Annotated in this window: 18 protein-coding genes; 11 read left to right on the top strand and 7 right to left on the bottom strand. The window is 41.5% G+C overall.

The genetic code is table 11. The features are described from left to right. Positions 1–13: 13 nt before the first annotated feature. The 3 genes from trxA to BUE31_RS26780 form a co-directional block, all read right to left on the bottom strand. Complete coding sequence (gene trxA, locus BUE31_RS26790) at positions 14–310, bottom strand: thioredoxin (protein WP_073406939.1); 297 nt, start codon at positions 308–310, stop codon at positions 14–16. Positions 311–610: 300 nt separating this feature from the next. Continuing rightward, positions 611–1,495 (bottom strand): alpha/beta hydrolase, encoded by an 885-nt coding sequence (locus tag BUE31_RS26785; protein ID WP_073406938.1) that lies wholly within the window; start codon positions 1,493–1,495, stop codon positions 611–613. A gap of 300 nt (positions 1,496–1,795) precedes the next feature. Continuing rightward, positions 1,796–4,390, bottom strand: a complete 2,595-nt coding sequence (locus BUE31_RS26780) for a glycoside hydrolase family 3 N-terminal domain-containing protein (RefSeq protein WP_073406937.1) — start codon at positions 4,388–4,390, stop codon at positions 1,796–1,798. Between the two features lie 298 nt (positions 4,391–4,688). Here BUE31_RS26780 and BUE31_RS26775 point away from each other — a divergent pair, with 298 nt between their 5' ends. The 5 genes from BUE31_RS26775 (at position 4,689) to BUE31_RS26755 (ending at position 8,364) form a co-directional block, all read left to right on the top strand. Further along, the gene (locus BUE31_RS26775) at positions 4,689–6,098 is read left to right on the top strand and encodes a glycosyl hydrolase family 79 C-terminal domain-containing protein (protein ID WP_143167275.1); all 1,410 of its coding nucleotides are present in this window, start codon (positions 4,689–4,691) and stop codon (positions 6,096–6,098) included. An 807-nt stretch (positions 6,099–6,905) separates the two neighbouring features. Continuing rightward, complete coding sequence (locus BUE31_RS26770) at positions 6,906–7,220, top strand: hypothetical protein (RefSeq protein ID WP_073406935.1); 315 nt, start codon at positions 6,906–6,908, stop codon at positions 7,218–7,220. Beyond that, a complete protein-coding gene (locus BUE31_RS26765; RefSeq protein WP_073406934.1) occupies positions 7,221–7,595 on the top strand; it encodes a hypothetical protein in 375 nt (124 codons plus the stop codon). Positions 7,596–7,745: 150 nt separating this feature from the next. Beyond that, a complete protein-coding gene (locus BUE31_RS26760) occupies positions 7,746–7,943 on the top strand; it encodes a hypothetical protein (protein ID WP_073407059.1) in 198 nt (65 codons plus the stop codon). After that, positions 7,936–8,364 (top strand): putative toxin-antitoxin system toxin component, PIN family, encoded by a 429-nt coding sequence (locus tag BUE31_RS26755; RefSeq protein ID WP_073406933.1) that lies wholly within the window; start codon positions 7,936–7,938, stop codon positions 8,362–8,364. The genes BUE31_RS26760 and BUE31_RS26755 overlap by 8 nt, the downstream gene beginning before the upstream one ends. Before the next feature lie 17 nt (positions 8,365–8,381). Here the strand turns inward: BUE31_RS26755 and BUE31_RS26750 are convergent, their stop codons facing one another. Continuing rightward, positions 8,382–9,017: a (4Fe-4S)-binding protein gene (locus BUE31_RS26750; protein WP_073406932.1), complete on the bottom strand. Its 636-nt coding sequence runs from the start codon at positions 9,015–9,017 to the stop codon at positions 8,382–8,384. A 67-nt stretch (positions 9,018–9,084) separates the two neighbouring features. After that, positions 9,085–9,414, bottom strand: a complete 330-nt coding sequence (locus BUE31_RS26745; protein WP_410504030.1) for a GNAT family N-acetyltransferase — start codon at positions 9,412–9,414, stop codon at positions 9,085–9,087. Between the two features lie 119 nt (positions 9,415–9,533). Between BUE31_RS26745 and BUE31_RS26740 the strand changes: the two genes are divergently transcribed. The 3 genes from BUE31_RS26740 to BUE31_RS26730 all read left to right on the top strand — a co-directional run bounded on the left by BUE31_RS26740 (position 9,534) and on the right by BUE31_RS26730 (position 11,938). After that, a complete protein-coding gene (locus BUE31_RS26740) occupies positions 9,534–10,934 on the top strand; it encodes a sensor histidine kinase (protein ID WP_073406931.1) in 1,401 nt (466 codons plus the stop codon). A gap of 287 nt (positions 10,935–11,221) precedes the next feature. Then, complete coding sequence (locus BUE31_RS26735; protein ID WP_073406930.1) at positions 11,222–11,629, top strand: DUF1761 domain-containing protein; 408 nt, start codon at positions 11,222–11,224, stop codon at positions 11,627–11,629. 24 nt (positions 11,630–11,653) lie between these two features. Next, a complete protein-coding gene (locus BUE31_RS26730; protein ID WP_073406929.1) occupies positions 11,654–11,938 on the top strand; it encodes a DUF1905 domain-containing protein in 285 nt (94 codons plus the stop codon). Positions 11,939–12,209: 271 nt separating this feature from the next. Here BUE31_RS26730 and BUE31_RS26725 read toward each other — a convergent pair whose 3' ends face one another. Further along, a complete protein-coding gene (locus BUE31_RS26725) occupies positions 12,210–12,779 on the bottom strand; it encodes a YceI family protein (protein ID WP_073406928.1) in 570 nt (189 codons plus the stop codon). Positions 12,780–12,836: 57 nt separating this feature from the next. Then, complete coding sequence (locus tag BUE31_RS26720; RefSeq protein ID WP_159440749.1) at positions 12,837–15,701, bottom strand: outer membrane beta-barrel protein; 2,865 nt, start codon at positions 15,699–15,701, stop codon at positions 12,837–12,839. Between the two features lie 282 nt (positions 15,702–15,983). Between BUE31_RS26720 and BUE31_RS26715 the strand changes: the two genes are divergently transcribed. From BUE31_RS26715 to BUE31_RS26705, 3 genes are all read left to right on the top strand, one after another. Continuing rightward, positions 15,984–17,057, top strand: a complete 1,074-nt coding sequence (locus BUE31_RS26715; RefSeq protein WP_143167274.1) for a sensor histidine kinase — start codon at positions 15,984–15,986, stop codon at positions 17,055–17,057. Beyond that, on the top strand, positions 17,054–17,815 hold the full coding sequence (locus BUE31_RS26710; RefSeq protein WP_073406926.1) for a LytR/AlgR family response regulator transcription factor: 762 nt from the start codon (positions 17,054–17,056) through the stop codon (positions 17,813–17,815). The genes BUE31_RS26715 and BUE31_RS26710 overlap by 4 nt, the downstream gene beginning before the upstream one ends. Before the next feature lie 496 nt (positions 17,816–18,311). Continuing rightward, positions 18,312–19,517, top strand: a complete 1,206-nt coding sequence (locus BUE31_RS26705; RefSeq protein ID WP_083620374.1) for an efflux RND transporter periplasmic adaptor subunit — start codon at positions 18,312–18,314, stop codon at positions 19,515–19,517. Positions 19,518–19,626 lie beyond the last annotated feature (109 nt).

Raw genomic sequence — 19,626 nt, 5'->3', positions numbered from 1 at the left:
ATTTCTCCTTCCCTTACACAAACTGTTGGATAACCTGCTGCAGCTGCGAGGCCTGTACCACACCGCTTTGGCGCCATTTGGTTTGGCTGTTTTTAAAGATCATAAGCGTGGGTACGCTTTGCACTTTATAAGCGTTTGCTGCCGAAGGATTTTTGTCGATATCAATTTTAATGATGGTTACTTTATCGCCTAAGGCATCCTTTACCTGTTTTAATATGGGTGGCATCATCTTGCACGGTCCGCACCACTCTGCCGAAAAATCAACCAATACCGGTTTATCTGATGCTATTATCTCCTGGAAATTTGCCATAATCTTTTGAGGTTTATAACAAGGTAACACTTTTATAAGGCATAAGGTTTATTTTTTAAGGAAAATTACGGTAAGGAAACAAAAGGATTTCGGAAGTCGGAATTTCAATTTCGGAATTAAAAATATCACGTCATTGCGAGGAACGAAGCAAACTCTGCGAAGGACAATCAACGAACCTTTATGCCGGGATAGACCCAAAAGCCGCTGTTTAGTTACCACAATACTATTGCTCTCTGATTTTCATAGCTCAAAGCGTGCTTCGTTCCTCGCAATGACGATCAGTTAAGCGAAGCTCGCCCCCTAATGCATCACTTTCGGCCTTACATTACTCACCGGCTGCAAAATATTATTATCAGACAGCCAATCAGCCAAACGTTGAGGCCATGTATTGATTGATTTTAGTTTTGATCGCTGTCCCATATTAAAACCATGCGCCCCTTGTGTAAACAAATGTGCTTCAACAGGCACTTTGGCGTCCCGATAGCGTTGCAGCAGCTGCATTACCGATATGGAGCAACAGGGATCGTCATTGGCAGCCAGCAAAAATGCGGGTGGTGCATCAGCCGGAATAACATCCGGGATATAAAGTGGCCCCGGGTAGATCTGGATCACAAATGCAGGCTTGGAACTTTGACGATCGATAGGATCAGCCGCTTTTGGATCGCCTTTTCCTTTATCAAAAGCTACCATATCAACCACCTCACCACCGGCCGAAAAGCCCATCAGACCAATGCGGTTGGTATCAATCCCAAATTTAGCAGCCCTGCTTCGAACAAGCCGCAAAGCTCTGAATCCGTCCTGTTTTGCATGTACATCAATTTTATAGGGCGAAAGCGTATCGCGGCCCAGGCGGTATTTCAGCACAAATACTGCTACACCAAGATTATTCAAAAATTTAGCCGGATCAATCCCTTCGGCTGTATAAACCAACAACCTGTGCCCACCACCCGGGCAAACAATTACGGCAGCACCCGTAGCTTTATCCTTTGGCGGCAAAAACACGGTAAGGGATGGATTATGGATATTTTTCACCCAGTAATCTTTAGCCTGCTCAGGCTCGTTGCGGCGGCTTTCAAACCCCGGTGCACCTTTGGCCCAAAGCGGGATAACCATGGGTTCGGTTTGTGCCCACAAAGCGGCTGGCAGCAATAACAATACGATGAAGGTTTTTATTTGCTTGATCATGATTGAACAGGGATTTGAAAATAAAGATAGGAAATCAGGGAGTCATTGAATCAAGAAATCTTTAAATCCTATTAATCATGCTCCAAAAAGTTACTTCAAGCTACTAATTGCCTGTTGCCTTGTGCATCCGCAGTAACTATAAATACTGCTTCCAAAAGTATTGCGACGAATGGTTTTGTCATTGCGAGCGCAGCAATCGCACGCCGTGCACAACCGCTATGCAAGTTATATACTTTTATGTTCGCCCTGTATAGTACGCGATTGCCGCGCTGCGCTCGCAATGACATATTTTATTTTTTTTTATTTCTCTATAACTTTATACACCGCCATCCCGCTATTATCAACGCCATAAACCTTCGCTATGGCTTTTATAGTTAAACCTTTGCTTACGGTAAATGGTTTTGAATATTCATTTTCTTTAACAAAAGCAGGGGTAGCGCCATTGGTAGTATAGTAAACTTTGGTACCGGCCGCCGGACTGGTAATGGTAACCGTATTTCCTTTTATGCTGATGGCCGGCCTGGCAACCCTATTTACATATTTTGCTGTCCGGGCATCATTAATTACCCCTTTCCAGTTCATCCCGAAACCAAAATCATAGGTATGCGCGTCGGCATCAATATAGCAAAGCATATCATGCGGGATATCCTCGTTCTGTAATTCAACGGTTTGCATATCGGCAGGCATCTGGAAAGGCAATAAGCCGCTTGGCTCGGCTGTGCCCGATAAAATGTCCAATATAGCCTGGTTCTGTACACCAAAGCTGCCTACAATAGCGCTGGCATCTTTTTCAAACTCAGCAGGCACCATAGGTTTTGCCAGGGCTATGCTAACTATTACCGGCTTGCCTTTCATAGCGACTTTTGTATCCTCAATAATTTTCAGATCCATAGCATTGGCGGCTGTAATGCTTTTGTTTTTGTAGGAGCGGTTGGTAATCCCCGGCTCTGTTGGGTCTCCGGCTGCAATGCTGTGTTCCCTGGCATCAGCTGCGGTATATGCACCATATTGCAGGCTGATAGGGAAATACCCGTTGCCTCCTTTCTTCGTATCCGCAATATCATATCCCGGTCCGCCAATGGGGCTGTTTACAAACACAATGGCATAATCTGCTTTTGCAGGATCATCCGTTACATTAAAATATCTTTTCAGCAATTCAGGATTAACGGCATCCTCCCATTTCTCGGGGGTTACATCGCCGAAAATGCTTTTATTGGCCGCAATGTACTTTTTAGGGATATAAACAGTTTTGCCCTTTTGAAGTGGCAGTACGTTGCTATGGTTCTTTAGCAGCACGATTGATTTTAACTGCGCATTGTATCCAACTGTCATAAAATCAGGATTGCCCACCGTTTGCTTAGAATTTTCAGTATTTAAATAAGGATTTTCAAACAGCCCAACCCTGAAAATATTGCGCAGCAACCTCACTGCCGACTGCTCAAACCGGGTCCGCATAAATGCCTCGCCATGCTCTTTAATACCCATTTTATAGGCTTCTATCACCGGGCCAGCATCGTTATTACCACCAAACTGGTCCACACCCGCCATTAAAATTTTATAATGTCGTTCCGCAACGGTTTTATCTTCCATCCCCCATGATTTACCCGCCAGGAAAACATCCGGGGTTTTTGCTTCATCGGCAGTTACCAGCCAATCGGTACAAACAACCCCGTCAAACCCATATTTTTTACGGAGCAGATCGGTTATTAAATATTTGCTATAGCTGTTGCCATCGTTTTCCTTGTTCTTTACATCGCGGCCATATGATATGGTATAGTAGGGCATTACGGCTGCCACCATTTTTGTTTTGCCATTTAGCTTTAAGCCGCCATCAACAAACGATACCAGGTGTTCATCAAAGTTATTGCCGGGATAAACCGCATATTTGCCATAAGCATAATGCGCATCCCTGCCACCCTCTTCGGGGCCGCCGCCCGGCCAGTGTTTCATCATGGCGTTTACGCTGTTAAACCCCCAGCCATCCCTTATTTCGCTGCTGCCTGTTGAAGTTTGAAAACCATCAACATAGGCGCGCGCCATATCAGCCGCCAATTGCGGGTCTTCGCCAAAAGTGCCGTTAATGCGAACCCAGCGCGGCTCGGAACCAAGGTCAATCTGTGGCGATAATGCGGTTGTAATGCCTAAAGCGCGATACTCTTTTGCCGCTATCGACCCAAATTGTTCCGTTACAGCCGGATCAAATGTAGCCGCCAAACCAAGCTGATCTGGCCATTGTGAGATCTTGCCACCTGCCCCGGCAGTGTATTCCACACCCGAAAAGGCGCTGTGCCGCGGATCGGAGCTATTATTTGCCGGGATGCCTAAACCAGCCCCTTCAACCAGAGCCTGTACATTATTGTTCCATTTAGCAGCTACTTCCGGACTTTGAACCGAGGTAACCAGCACATGCCTTAAATTATCTTTTATTAAAAAATCTTTTTGCTGATCTGTTACCCATGACGGATCAACTCCACCATCCTTAAAAAGCTTACCGTTATAGGTACCCCGCCCAAACGGACCGGCCAATGCCGGGATAGCCTGGTGAATACTGTACAGCATTAACCCGGCAATTTGTTCTACAGACATTTTGGATGCCAGGTCCTTTGCGCGTTCATCAACCGGTAAGCGCCAGTCTTCATATTTATCAAGCTTGCCATTTTTATTCAGGTCCTTAAAAGATAAGCCATCAACCGTCAATATTTTTACACCCGATGCTGGTGAATAGCCCAGCGTTGGCCCGTTTATATTTTTCACCAAAACAATTCCCGAACTATCGGCAACTGCTTGTTTTTTTACCAGGGTGATAGATGTACCGGCGGTCATGGCGCCTAATATTACTAATGACGATGCGCCCAAAAGGCAAAGCGCGACAGGGATACGCAGATTTTTCTTCATAATTAAGTACAACAATTGGTTTAAATAAATTAAGTGTATTTAACAGGTTATAGTATGATGAGGTCTTATTATACCATTGTGTTTGTTTGACACAATTAAAAGTAAATATATAAATTATTACTAAATATAGTAATAGATAAGAGGCTCAGAAATATAGATGAAAAGCCAAAAAGAGCAGACAAATACTTATTGGTATTATATTATTTAAAGCCTGTTACACTTATTTAATATGCAACGTAATGTTTATGTTACAAACCGGATATTTATATATCTTTATAACGGTATCGTACCTTTTCACATGAATAAATTTTGGCTTATAATTTTACTGGCTGTGGTGCTGGTTTCCTGCCACAAGGATCATCCGGAAGACCTTATAATTAATGATCACACAGCCAATGTAACTTTTGATGAAAGCCACCCCGGCAATTTAATCCCGGCAACGTTTGAAGGCCTTAGTTTTGAAACCGGCATTTTAGAACAGGATATAAACTTTTTAAATGCAAATAACAAAGTACTTATTCAACTGCTAAAAAATGTTGGCCCCGGTGTTTTAAGAATGGGCGGCGCCACCAGCGACTTTATAACATGGACAGGAACTGAACGTAATGGAGATACTCCACCGAATTCAATCACCACAACTGACATTGATCGTTTATCTGCTTTTGCAAAGGTTACGGGCTGGCCGGTTTTGTTTGGTTTAAATTTAGCTAATAATGATTCCGGGGTAGCCGCAAGTGAAGCAGCGTACGTTTACCAAAGCTTAGGGAGTAGCCTGTATGCCTTTCAATCGGGTAATGAACCGGATGCCTTTGGGCCCTATACACACCACCGCAACCCGGGATATTCGTTCAATGATTTTCTTTCTGAATGGAGGGGATACCAATCTGCCGTACAAAAGGCAGTGCCCGGAGCCAATTTTGCCGGCCCCGATATTGCTTTTAATACCTACTGGATAACAGCCTTTACAGACAACGAAAGCACTGATGTAAATGTAAAACTCCAGGATGGGCATTACTATGAAACAGGGCCCGCAAGTAACCCTGGCATTGATTATCATTCCATTTTAGGGCACAGTTTAAAGCTTGCCGGACTGCTTCAATCATTCAAAGCTTCTACATCTAAAAATCAGCCGCCTTTCCGCGTTACGGAATGCAATAATGTTTATGGAGGGGGCAAGCCCGGTGTAAGCGATGTATTTGCCTCAGCGCTGTGGGCGCTTGATGCAATGTGGATCTTAGCTGACAATGGCTGCCAGGGGATTAATTTTCATACAGGCATTGGTCTGTACTATTCGCCTGTTATGAAGGAAAATGGTGTGCTTAAGGCAAAGCCGGAGTACTATGCCATGCTGGCCTTTAAATATGGCAGTATAAACGGAAGATCTATTTCAACCAAAATTGATGAAGCCGACTACTGCAGTGCACACACCAGCCTTACCAACGGCACCTATTCCTTAACCCTTATAAATAAAAACCTCAATAAAAGCTTTGACTTTAATATAGTAAGGGGTAAAAATATTTCATCCATAGCAGTAAGCAGGCTTACCGCACCTTCAATTACTTCAGCTACAGATGTTACATTTGGCGGAAGCAAGGTAAACGCTGATGGCACATTTAGTCCGTCAGCAACTGAAAATTATACGCCTAATAAAACCAGTTTTATAGTTAATGTACCGGCAGGCAGCGCAGCCGTTGTTACCGTACAATAAAAATATTGGCATAGCTACTATTGATACCAAACAGCTAAAGGGAAATGATTGCCCAGGTTTTACAGGCTTTTAGTTATCATAATGGCCATTTTGGCAGCATCGTGTCATGAAAAATTTTGATGATTTTTTAAAAATCCAAGCCCTTGTCATGCTGGCTGACAAATTGTCAAAAAAATATTTTAAATAGCTAAGCGGTCACCCCACCCTTCATTTCAAGAGCCTTTTTTACAAAAATATGGCAAATTGCGGGTGGCATTAAATCAAACGGCTAAAGCTTAAATCACCCTAATTAATTTTTTATCCTGAAGTTAATATCGAATCATATTATTGATATTTTTCAGACTTATTTGTTACATCGGTATAAAAAACAGTCAAATATCTGAGATTACACGTTTTTTTTTGATGGAGAGCCTCAAAATATCAGCAAAAACTAAAAATACACCTGTTTTTTAAGTGAATTTTAAAATTTAATAAATTTAATTTTCCGGGTTTTCCGGGTAAAAAATATTTTATTAAACATGGCATGTTTTGTGTCGCTTCCCTGGTACAGAAAAGAATTTGTTTTCTGAAAGCTATTAATCGTTTAATAAATAAATATTTAAATCAAAAAGACATGTTAGTTGTATTAGAAGTTGTTGCCTTGTTAGCTGTTATCGTATTACCATTGTTCCCTGCAAAAAAAGCAGTGAGTAAATAAGGTATAACAACCGCTTAAAAAATTTGAAGGACGGCCGGTGGCTGTCCTTTTTTATTTTATGCTGGTGTTAGCGACCCTATTTTTTTATATTTGGTTAACTGCAAATACCAATGAGCCAGATTAGAGAAATAAAATGCCCGCAATGCGGCAAATGGACTTTATGGGCCGGGGATATTGACGACCGGTGCCTGTATTGCGATAGCTTCCTGGAGTCGCGTCGTTTCTCGCGCGAGGTGGAGAAAAAGATCCGGGGTGAGGTACGAAAAGAAAACGACTATTTTTTTATAAACCCAACCGATGGTCCCTTTAAGCGCTTCTGCAAAAACTTTTTAAATAGCCTGCGCTGGCTGGTAATAAGCTTGCAGGTAGCATTTTTTGTATTTGTTACTATAATAATCGTGTTAATTAGCCTGATCCCCGGCTAAATGAAAACACTGCTTAATAAATGGTTTATTGCAAGCTGCCTGATTTGGCTTATTGTGATCACCTCCCGCAAGCTGGGTCACCCGCTGCCCCTTATTAACGGTTATATTGACGATGCCATTGCTATACCTGTTATTGCCAACCTGGGCCTGTGGTTTCAAAGAGTAGTTATTATTAAAAACAATTACTATGTGCTATCAAAATGGCACGTTGTTTTTATTGTAGCCTATGTATCATTAATATTTGAAGGCCTGTTGCCCCTTTTCTCCAAAACCTATACTGCCGACTGGATTGATGTGCTGCTTTATATTATTGGCGGGGTGTTTTTTTATAGGGTGATGAATAAGGCGGTGGTGAAGATTAGGATCAGTGATTAGAAGCTAGTGATTGGAGATTAGTTTTTGAAAGATGGCAAAAAAACTCCCTGACGCCTATTCAAGTGTTTACATTTGAACAGACAGTAATCAACTTCATATCGAATTTATTTATTTTAAAAAATGTGTATTTTTGTTAAAAGCAATATCATTATGCAAAGTCAAAAATTAAGTGCTTTACAACTAGAATTGTTAAACATCTATTCTTTTCAGCCAAAAGAAGAAGATCTGTTGGCAATTAAACAACTATTAGCCAAATACTTTTCAGGCAAACTTCAAAAGAATATTCAAAAAGCTATAAAAGAAAAAAACATCACTGAAGAAGATCTTGATCGTTGGATTAATGAATAATCTACGCTTCATCTTAGACACAAATATCTTCCTGGTTTCGCTTGCACCAAACTATAAGTATCATTGGATATATCAATCACTTATCCAAAACAAATATAATCTTGTAGTATCAAATGAAATTATAACAGAGTACCAGGAGCAAATTTCTTTAAGATATGGACTTGATTTTACAGATGCATCATTAGATTACCTTCTCCTACTTCCAAATGTTTTTCTTAAAAACCCTTCCTTTTTATGGCAATTGGTAGAAAATGATAAAGATGACAATAAGTTTGTTGATTGTTATATTGCCAGCCAATCTGATTATATTGTTAGTAATGACAAGCACATACATCAGATAAAAAACAACCTCTTTCCTCAAATTTCAGTTCTTCGATATGAGGAATTTGAAGATCAGTTTAAACATTTATTTACTACTTGATTATAACAAATAGCCATTCATTTCTCCCCCATCTTTAACGCCCCTGTCGGGCACTTAGCAACTTGTTCCGCAATTTCCTTACTGGTAGCCCCATCCATGTTTATCCATGGTTTTGCCGCCGGGTTAAATACCTGCGGCAGTTGGGTAGCACACCTTGCGGCGTGTTTGCAAAGCTCGGGCCGCCATTCAACAGTAACATCACCATTAGTATAGCTGTGTGTGTTTTCGGTATCCGCACCGGTATAGGCAAACGTACGCACCTGGATCCCGCCTTCCAGAATTTTTGAAACAGGGCAAACTTTGGCTATTTGTACCAGGCGCTCGCGTTGTTCATCGGTTATGGGTGATAAAAAGTTAAGATCGCGGTCAATAACGGTGATCCGTTTTTCTCCCTCCAGTTTAAAATACATGTTAACGGCAATCGCTATTTGAGGGATGTCCCAGCCTTTACGGTCAATGTACATGCGCAGCGTTGTTATAGTGCAGGCACCCAATGATGATAAAAGCAACGTATAAGGATCAGGCCCGGTATCTTTTCCTCCAGCGAACGCTGGCTCATCCGAAATAAACTTGCCGTTGCGCCATTCAACTGTACACTTGTATTTTTCAGTGCCTATACTGGCTACTACCGGGTGTTCTAATATGTATTCCATTCTCCACTATTTACTGTTTCAACAATTCAAATATCTATTGCGCCATCTTCCGGCTATGAACCATGAACTAAAAAAGAACATCTGCAAAAGCAGGTGTAATTGCAAAGATCTTTTTGGCGAACGGGCAATAGGGCAGAATCTTCATTTTATGCTCGCGGGCATACTCCACGCCGGCTTTCACTAGCTGACGGCCCAGTCCTTTCCCTTCGTAAGCTTCATCAACTACCGTGTGGTCAATAACAAGCTTACTTTCTCCCGAGAAAATATAATGCATAAATGCTACTTCTTTACCTTCATCTTCAATAAAGAAGGCGCCGCGTTTGCCATCGTTTTTATTTTGTACCTGCATGTGTTTAGTTAATGGTTGATAGTTCATGGGCGAAAACTTCCTATTTATGTCATAAAACTACGATATTTTGAATAGAGATTGGGGGTAAGAGACCGGAGATTAGTTTTTTTATAAAGAATGAATTACATTCGGACTTTCAGAGCGAATACTGATCTTTAATCAATATTATGGAACCCGTAACAGTTGCCACCCTTAAAACTTTCGAAGCCTTAAAAAGCGTTCCTGACGAACAACTGCAATGGCTGATAGAGAGTTGTGAAGAAGTAATATTGCCGGAAGGTTCTGTTTTTATAAAACCAGATGTGCCGATAGCAGGCCCGCACTTTATAATTGACGGCGAATTTATTGCGTTTGTTATGCAGAATGGCAGTAAACGCGAACTGGGTACATTTGGCGCCGGGCATATTACAGGCTACCTGCCTTTTTCAAGGGGCAAAATGGCAAGCGTTTACATGAAAGCAAGGCATGAAGTGCGCCTTCTCACATTCCCAACCGAACGGATCAGGGAAATGATAAGGGACCAGTTTGAGCTTACGCAAGCCCTTGTACATGTAATGACTAGCCGTGTGCGCGAGTTCACCGCCTTTCAGCAGCAAAACGAAAAGATGATGGCGCTTGGAAAGCTCTCAGCAGGGCTTACCCACGAGCTTAATAACCCGGCATCAGCCATTGTGCGGGATTCTATTTCACTAAGGGAGCATTTGCGTCTTGAACCGGAGACCTTTAAAAAAATGATCGCCATAAAAATGGACAACACACAGGTGGATGCCGTTAATGACGAGCTATTCCGTGTGCTGGACGAAACAGACAGGCCAAGATTAACATTAAAGGAAAAAACCAAACGCGAAGAAGAACTTGGTGATTGGTTTGATGCGCTGGACATTGAAGATTCCTACGAAATGGCCGAAAACTTTGTGGATTTTAACTTTAAGGTTGCCGACCTTGAAAATTTCAAAAAACATATTCCGGATGCTTTTTTATCACCCGTTTTTGGTTGGATAAACACGTTACTGGTTACCGAAAAAATGGTGGAAGATATCCAGGAATCGTCACGCCGGATTGCCGAACTGGTGAAATCTGTTAAAACATTTACCCACATGGATCGCGGGGCTGATAAGCAATATGCCGATATCCATATTGGCATCCGCAATACGCTCACCATGCTTGGCTACCGGAAGAAAAAAGGCAATGTAACCCTGGTTGAAGATTTTGACCTTAACCTGCCACCTGTAAAAGCATTGATTGGTGAGCTTAACCAGGTGTGGACCAACCTTATTGATAACGCTTTTGATGCCATGGACCAGAACGGGAAAGGCATACTAACCATAAAAACCGAAAGGGACAGGGAGTTTGTACAGGTATCAATTATTGATGACGGTCCGGGGATTCCTGAAGATATCAGGTCACGGGTATTTGATCCGTTTTTTACCACAAAAGAAATGGGCAAAGGCACCGGCATGGGCCTTGAAGTGGTGCAACGCATTGTGAACCAGCATAAGGGATCCATAAAAGTAAAATCAGTACCGGGGCACACAGAGTTTATTGTGTGTTTTCCTATTAACGGGTAAGTTTTATTTCGGATGTCGGAAGTTCGATTTCGGATTTGTTTGAATGCGGAAGTCGGAATGCCGATTGCAGAATGATTTAATTTCTGAACCATGATTTTTAGGATTAAGCGATTTTTCTGATCCTATCGTTGAGAGGCATGTTTCATGAAAAATTCATGGGTGCACACATTTTACAGATCAAAAGCATCTGTCACTATCGCCCCCTTATATTGTCATTAATGACACCTGTCTTTCTTTTTTCCTGAAAGTATCTTTGTATATCAACTTACAAAACCAGGAGGGTCATTATGAACGGCGGAAATTTTTTAGCAATTATAACGGCTGCCTTTACAGCATTTGTGGTTAGTGGCTTATGGTACAGTCCGCTGTTATTTGGCAGGCAATGGCTTGCGTTGCGTGGCATAGACCCCAACACACTTAACAAGCAAAAAATGCCGGCTGGAAAGATGATCGGCGAAATAGCGCGTGTGCTTATTATTGCCGTTGTGCTTGCTTACTTTGTTACACTTTTAGGGGTTAACAGCATTTTGGGTGCAATAAATCTTGCCTTGTGGATCTGGGTTGGCTTTTACGCCATAATTCTCGCCGGTTCTGTAATACACGACCAGGTGCCGTGGAGGCTTGCCGCCATCCACGCCGGAGACGGGCTGGCACGGATCATACTGATCACAATTATTATCAGCATTTGGAGATAGAAATCAAATTTAACCGATATTGATATGACCGCATTAAACAAACAATTTACAGCAACGCTGCAAAAAAGCCCCAATAAAGGTGGTTGGACCTATGTAAAATGGCCTGAATCTGTCGCGTTTTTTAAAACAAAAGGATTGGTAAAGGTGCAGGGCACAGTTGATGGTTATCCGTTCCGGAGCTCGTTTATGGCATTGGGCGATGGCACACACAAATTACCCATAAAAGCAGAAATGCGAAAGGTAATTGATAAAAGCGAAGGGGATAATGTGGAGGTGTTTTTAAAGGAATGGATAAACGGAAAGGATTAGGTTTAACCCTTTATCACGTAATCCTAAAACCAGGAAAAAAAAGAGCGCCCCGGATCTCACCTCAGGGCGCTTTGTTACTAATAAAATCAATAACAATCAACTAAATCCAGGCCGGGTATCTCACGTCCGTACCTTTTCTCATGATCATTTAAGATCTATAAGCTCTTCTATATTTATTAATTTCTTTTTTTTATCACTATACGGATATGACGCATCAACTGCAACAGTGTTACAAACAAAAAGGCCTTACAAGCCTCTATTAGGCTTTTTTTTACTCCTGCCCAAATTCGCCGTTTGCCCTGAGCTCAATTTTGGTGCTAACCATTGTAGCGGGTGCCGTACCTACACCAAAATCTGTTCTGTCAATTATTCCAGAAACTTTAAAACCAGCCACCGGTTTATGCGACCTCATGTTTTGCCCTATACCTTTTAAGGTAAGGTCTAATACAATTGGTTTTGTTACGCCGTGCATGGTTAAATTACCAGTTAGTTTATACGTTTTATCATCAACCTTACTTATTGACGTACTTTTAAAGGTGATTTTAGGATATTTTGCTACATCAAAAAAATGATCGCTCTTCAAATCGTTATCGCGCATATCGTTATCCGTATTTACTGAAGGGACATCAATAGATAAATCAAAAACAGCATCACTAAAATCCGCTTTTGAAGAGGTTATGCTGGCCTCAAAGCTCTTAAAGCTACCGTCAACATCGGATATCATCATGTGCGTTACCGTGAAGCCAACTTTTGCATGAGCTTTGTCAACATTCCATTTTGTTTGGGCAAATAACGTGCTGCCTGTTAATAAAACAGCAAGTAATAGGTTAATCTTTTTCATTTTGGTTTGGTTTGAATTTATAACTGTTTAAAATATTCTTTGTTGCTCAATCAAAAATTAATCTGCCAACGGGCCACCGGGACCACCGCCTCCCGGAGGCGGGCCACCAAAGCCTCTGCCCGGCCCACCGGGACCACCAGGGCCGCCCATGCCCGGGGCCTTGCCCGCCATTTTAGTGAACCTGTAGGTAAATGTTAGCAGGTAATACCTGCCCAGCTTATTGGCATTTGTTTGCGTTACAAAGCTTCCGTTTTGTGTACTGGTATAGCCTGTGTTTTCATTGAATACATCATAAACTCCGGCACGTATGGTAGCCATATTACCTTTCAGAAACCTGCGTTCAATATAGGTATTAAAAATATTGGGATTATTGGCGCCGGTATAACCGTAGTATAAATATTTGGTATAATCATAGCTTACCGTCCAGTTCTTCCACAGATAATTTTTACCGTTTAGGCCCAATTGCCAGGTGCGGAAATTATCATTTATACCCGGTTGATTTATTGAATTTTTTGATGAATTAACCGTGTAAGTAGTGTTGGCCTCGGCATCAATTATATCGGTAATATCAACCCTGAAACGTACGCCCGGTGCAAGCACCAGTGTTTTTGCTAAGTTTTTTTCTGTTGTAAAGTTATAAGTGGTAGCATCAACATTAGTTATGTACGATATATTGTTTATGTATGATATATTACCCTGTAAAAACAGGTTGTATTTGCGTTTTTCCCAGGGCTTGTTGAATACAAAAAAGGCTTGTGCCTGCGAGTAACCGTCAGTATTTTTGTATTGTGTTTCAATGGTACCGGCAAGCTTGCTGTTTGGCGTATACACTTTTGGATAGGTAATGGTGTTCGATACAATTTTATCACTGGTTTTTGTGAAGGAGAAATTGCTGAAAAATATGTTACCTGTTTCAAAGCTGAAATTGTTGTACCTGAAATCTATCTTGTTGTTATACTCCGGCTTTAAATCAGGGTTACCTGTTATAGGGTATAATGCGCTTGAAAAATCAGTAACCGGTTGTAATTCAGAGTAGGTGGGCTGGCTGCTGTACCCGGTATAATTGGCGCTGAATGATTGTGACCGCGAAAAATTATAAATAAAGTGCGCATTTGGCGAAACATTAAACGCGGTTGAATTAGTTGGCAAGCCGGTAGTTTGTGAGTATCCTTTTAAAACCGATGGCTGTGCAGTTATCCCCAACACATAATTATATTTCTTTTCAACAAACCGGTAGTTTAACCCAAAACGATTGGTTATAAAAGTGAAATTATAATTATTGCTTAACAGTGCGTAGTTGTTAACATCAGTACCATTACTTGCAAGGGTATCGGTCTCCTTATCTGCTGCGGTATATGAATGGCGGAAATTGTAGTTGATTTCCAGGTATGATTTTTTTGCTAAAGGCTCAATGTATGATAATGTTGTACCAATGGTATCGGTATGGCTGTCAGTATTTATAAACTGATCAAGCGGGGCATTGGCAGCACCGGCAATATAATCATAAACCGGGTTTTGATATTGCCTGCTTGAAGTGCGGCCTGTACCAATATTTATGCTAAAGTTACGGCCATGTTTATTAAACCTATGGTTATACAATACGTTAATGCCATAATTTGGCGCCGATGAATGGCTTAACGATTTAAAGTTATAGTTTGATACCACGCTTGAGTCCCTAACCAAAAGATTGGTGCCATTTTGAACGGTATTAACACCAGCGTAAGAATATGATGGACTAATTTTAAAATAGTTAACAGTATCAGGTTTGTACTCCATATTGAAGGTAAGGCGATGGTTCCTTAGCTCGTCATTACGGGTACTGGTTTGCGAATTAGTACTTGGGTTTACCAGCGAAATGTTATTCTGAATGGTTGAGCTGATAGTATTGGTGGTAGGGCCTGAATAGCTGTAGCTTCCATAAACAGTTATTTTTTTACCCCAGCTATCGCGGTAGTTGAAGCCTAATGAACGCGCGGTAGTAATGCCGCTTGAACCCGTGTTGCTTCCCGGAGGGCCACCGCCGCCGCCCTGCCTGCCGCCGGGACCGCCAAAATTAAACAGGCTGGTATTAGTATTATTCAAATTGCCCAGCACGGCTATCTGCCTGGCACCATCAAAATTGAATAAGTTAGCCTGTGCTATGTACCGGTTACCATCTTTTGCACCGTCTATTTGTGGAATGGCATCACGGCCTTCGCCAATGCTGGCCTGCCCGAAATAGCCGTGGTTACGGCTTGGCTTTATGTTGATGTTCAAAATAGTTTCGGGGTCGCCGGTTTTTATACCGGTAAGGTTGGCCTGGTCGCCGTAGTCATTTACCATCTGCACGTTTTGTACGGCATCAGCAGGCAGGTTTTGAGTGGCTGTTTTTAAATCGCCTCCAAAAAAGTCTTTTCCATTTACCCTCACTTTAGTAACGCTTTTTCCGCGAAAGGTAATGTTCCCATCCTTATCCACGTCAGCGCCTGGAATCTTTTTTATTACGTCCTCAACAGGTGCGCCATCCCTTACCTTATAAGCTGCGGTATTAAATTCAACCGTATCTTCTTTTATTTTAACCGGGATCACATCGGTTATGGTAACGCCATTTAATACAATGGTTGACGGTTTTAGTGTGATGGGCTTTAAAAATACCGTATTGTTGGTGTTATCCAAATTAATCCGGCGACGGATAGGCTCGTAACCTATTGATTGTACAACCATACTAAACTGGGTTGCCTTTATCCCGTTAAAAATAAAAGCTCCCTTTGAGTCGGTTATGGTTGTAACGCTGTCTTTATCGGTTATCAGCTTAACGCTAGACCCGGGCAGGGTAGCTTTAGTGGAGTCGATCACGGTTCCACGTACGTCCCTTCCCGTTTGGGCAAAGCCGGTAACGCTCGTTAAAAGCAGGGCAGCAATAAAAAAGTATATTGGTTTCATAATCATGTTCTTTTTTAGATACTGCAAATAAATATCAAAGCAACAGCACTCAAAAACAGAATAGACGGGGGCAAATTAAAAGTAGACTAAACCTCGTTTTTAACCTATAAAAGCTCATTTTATCGGGCAGTACGCTAAATCATGTTTTTAAAGACTACTATTGCCTTTCCATCGGTAAACTTTGGCTGCTCATAGATTTTGATTGGGTTTATACCGGTTTGCTTTGTAATATTGTTGTTATAAATCGGCGTTATAAACGTTTGATTATAAAACTTTTAAGAGATGATGATACCAAAATCAAAAAGCACACTGATAACTATAATCATCCATATTTTAATATGGGGGATATTGGGATTAATCTATTTTTCACAGCCTTTACTATTGAGCATTACGTTGCCGTACCAGTTGTGGATAAAACAGATCATTATATGGGGGTTATTAATAACTGCATTTTATCTGAACTCATTCATCCTGGTTCCAAAATTCCTGTTAAAAAACAACACGGGTATTTACTTTCTCTTCGTTTTAGTAACTGTTACGGTAATTGTAATACTTAATGTTTATGTAGATAAATGGCTTAATCTTCATCAGTTAATGGAAGCGGCGTTTCATAAAAGCGGTCCGCCCAAACATCATAAAGGAAGAGATTATAATTGGGACCTCGCGATGATAGCAACCATTGCCCTGGTTTTAGGCATCAGTACCAGTATTACTACTATCCAAAAATGGCAAAAGGATAAACAACTGCACCAGGATTTGGAACAGGACAGGGTAAGCTCTGAGCTATCATTTCTTAAAGCGCAGATCAACCCGCATTTCTTTTTTAATACCCTCAATAATATCTACGCCTTAACTCATGTAAATGCCGAGGTCTCCCGTAAGGCAATCCACCAGCTCTCACGCATGATGCGTTACGTATTGTACGATACACAAAACAGCACCACCATGTTAAGCCAGGAAATTGCTTTTATAAAAGATTATATCAGCCTGATGGAGCTGCGTTTAACGGATGTGGTTAAAATAGACTTTACTTCGCCAACCGCATTAAAAGACCTGGCCATTGCGCCTATGATATTTTTACCGTTTATTGAGAACGCGTTTAAGCACGGGGTTAGCGCTACACAACCGAGTCACATTGGCATAACAGTTAGCCAAAATGATACTTTGATTGAATTAAGTGTGGTTAATACTATAATTAAAGAACAAAGTAATAACTTAGAGGAAGGCAGTGGCATAGGCCTCAACAATACCAAACGCCGGCTTGATCTTTTATACCCCGGCAAGCACACTTTAGTTATAAATGAAAGCACTACTGAAAGTATTTATCTGGTTCACTTAACACTCAACCTGGCATGATAATTAATTGTATAGCTGTTGATGACGAGCCCCTGGCGCTTGGCCTGGTATGCTCCTTTATTGAGCAAACGCCGTTTTTAAACCTGGTTGGCCGCTACTCAAGCGCAGTTGAAGCGTTAAGAGCCATCCATGCGCAAAAAGTGGATGTGTTATTTTTAGATATCCAGATGCCCGATTTGAACGGAATTGAGCTGGCCCGCGTGCTTGATAACAGCAAAACCAACAAGCCCCGCATAATTTTTACTACCGCCTACAACCAGTTTGCCCTTGAGGGCTACCGCGTTGATGCGCTCGATTACCTGCTTAAACCATTTAATTACGAAGAGTTTTTGCATGCCGCACACAAAGCATTGGCTTATAGTCAGCTGGTTGAAAAATCAAATGCTATTCCTGCCGCAGCTATTCAGGCACCTGTTGCTTCCGAAGAGCGAATTGAGGATGAATACCTGTTTTTAAAGGTGGAGTATCAGCTTGTGCGGCTGGCGCTTAATGACATCCTTTATATTGAAGGATTGAAAGATTATGTAAAGGTTTGGCTGCAAAGCGCCGAAAAACCTGTTTTATCGCTCACCAGCCTGAAATCACTGGAAGAAAAGTTGCCATCCAAACGTTTTATGCGGGTGCACCGTTCGTTCATTGTTTCGCTGGATAAGATCAATTCCATTACCCGCAATGCATTGCAGATCGGCAAAGTCAATATCACAGTTGGTGATCAGTATAAAGAACCTTTCAGCCAGTTTTTGAGTAAGTGGGTGTAGTTTGGTTGGAAATAGTGCGCATTTATTTAAATCTAAAATACTCTTTATTGTTATTTTAGTTTATGATCAATAAATAAAATAACGCTATATTTTATTTTAATTTTTTAAAAAAAACTAAAATAAGCGCTACAAAAAGAATAAAAGATTTGTAACAGATCTGCCTTTTATGCGTCATACCTACCCGGGTTCATTTAAATAACAGGGCAAACTGTTTAAAATAAAACCCATTGGATTGAAATAATTTTCTCTCCCCCCTAATAAAAACAATGTTTACAGCTTATTAAGTTAGATTCAGGAAACAAGAATCAAACGACAAGAAGAAAAGCTGAAAATTTTTATACGAACCCGTAACATGGAGATAAACTTTTAAGAATAAATTATACAAGTTAGTATTCGGGAATTATCCGTCTTGTTTCTTGACTCCTGGTTCCCGACTCTTAATTAATGCTATTATATTTGCGCGCTTAAAAAGCCACCCTATTTTTTCTGTCACAAAATGAACAATAACAACAATTTATACAAGTCCTTAACAGCCCGTTCTTTTAACCAATTGCTAAAAACAGTGTTATTGGCTGTCCCGCTTTCACTGTTGCTGTTTGGTTGCGGCGATAAGAGAAAAAATGATGCACAAGGCCCCGCAGGTCCGGCTGTTTATAAGGTACTTACTTTGCAACCGCGCTCAGCTACCTTAAATAACGATTATCCGGCCAGCATCCAGGGGCTTCAAAACATAGAGATCCGACCTAAAGTTGATGGGTTTGTTGAAGGTATTTATGTTGATGAGGGTACACTGGTAAAAAAAGGACAGCTGCTTTTTAAAATAAAGGCCCCGCAATATGAGCAGGATGTACGCACTGCCGAAGCCGGGATCCAAACCGCGCAGGCTGATGTAAACACAGCCACCCTGCAGGTAAATAAAGTAAAGCCGCTGGTTGAAAAAGATATTATCAGCCATTACGAGCTTGAATCGGCACAAAACACCTTACAAACCAAGCAGGCTGCATTGGCACAGGCCAAAGCAGCATTGGCGAATGCTAAAATTAATGTGGGCTATACCACAATTACCAGCCCGGTTGATGGGGTTATAGGCTCATTACCCTACAAGCTGGGCAGCCTGGTAAGCAGCACCACTACCGATCCGTTAACAACGGTTTACAATACGGCAACTGTTTATGCCTACTTTGCCATGAACGAAAAGCACCTGCTTGATTTTAGCCGCGACAGTACGGGCACCTCCATCAAATCGAAATTAAATAACATGCCCAAAGTTTCGCTGATCCTGTCTGACGGAACAACTTATGAGCACCCGGGCAAGGTAGAAACCGTGAATGGCCTCATTAACACCAATACAGGCTCTGCAAACTTCAGGGCAGCATTTGTTAACCCTAAAGGCTTGCTGCGGAGTGGCAGCAGCGCTACGGTTCGCGTTCCTGAATTAGTAAAGTCGGCTATTTTGGTTCCCCAAAGTATTACTTATGAATTGCAGGATAAGCGCTTTGTTTATTTGATAGATGCACAGAACAAGGTTAAGAACGCAGCCATAACAACCATGGAGAACACCCCGGGCCAGTTTTATATTGTTACCGGCGGTGTAAAAAGCGGCGATAAGGTTATTGCCGAAAGTGTAAATAATTTAAAGGACGGCACAGAGATAAAACCTGCCGAGGTTAATGCTGATGTTGTTTATAAGGATTTAAAATAAACCCGGCAATAAACTCGCAGGGGCGTAATGCTTACTCCCTCTGCTGTTACCAGATGGCCCTGAACACAATTATATCCATGAGACGCAAAGTATTGCGTCTCTACATAAA

It is taken from the genome of Mucilaginibacter sp. OK098 (assembly GCF_900142915.1).
Classification (GTDB): domain Bacteria; phylum Bacteroidota; class Bacteroidia; order Sphingobacteriales; family Sphingobacteriaceae; genus Mucilaginibacter.
This window is presented reverse-complemented; position numbering and strand designations above follow the sequence as displayed.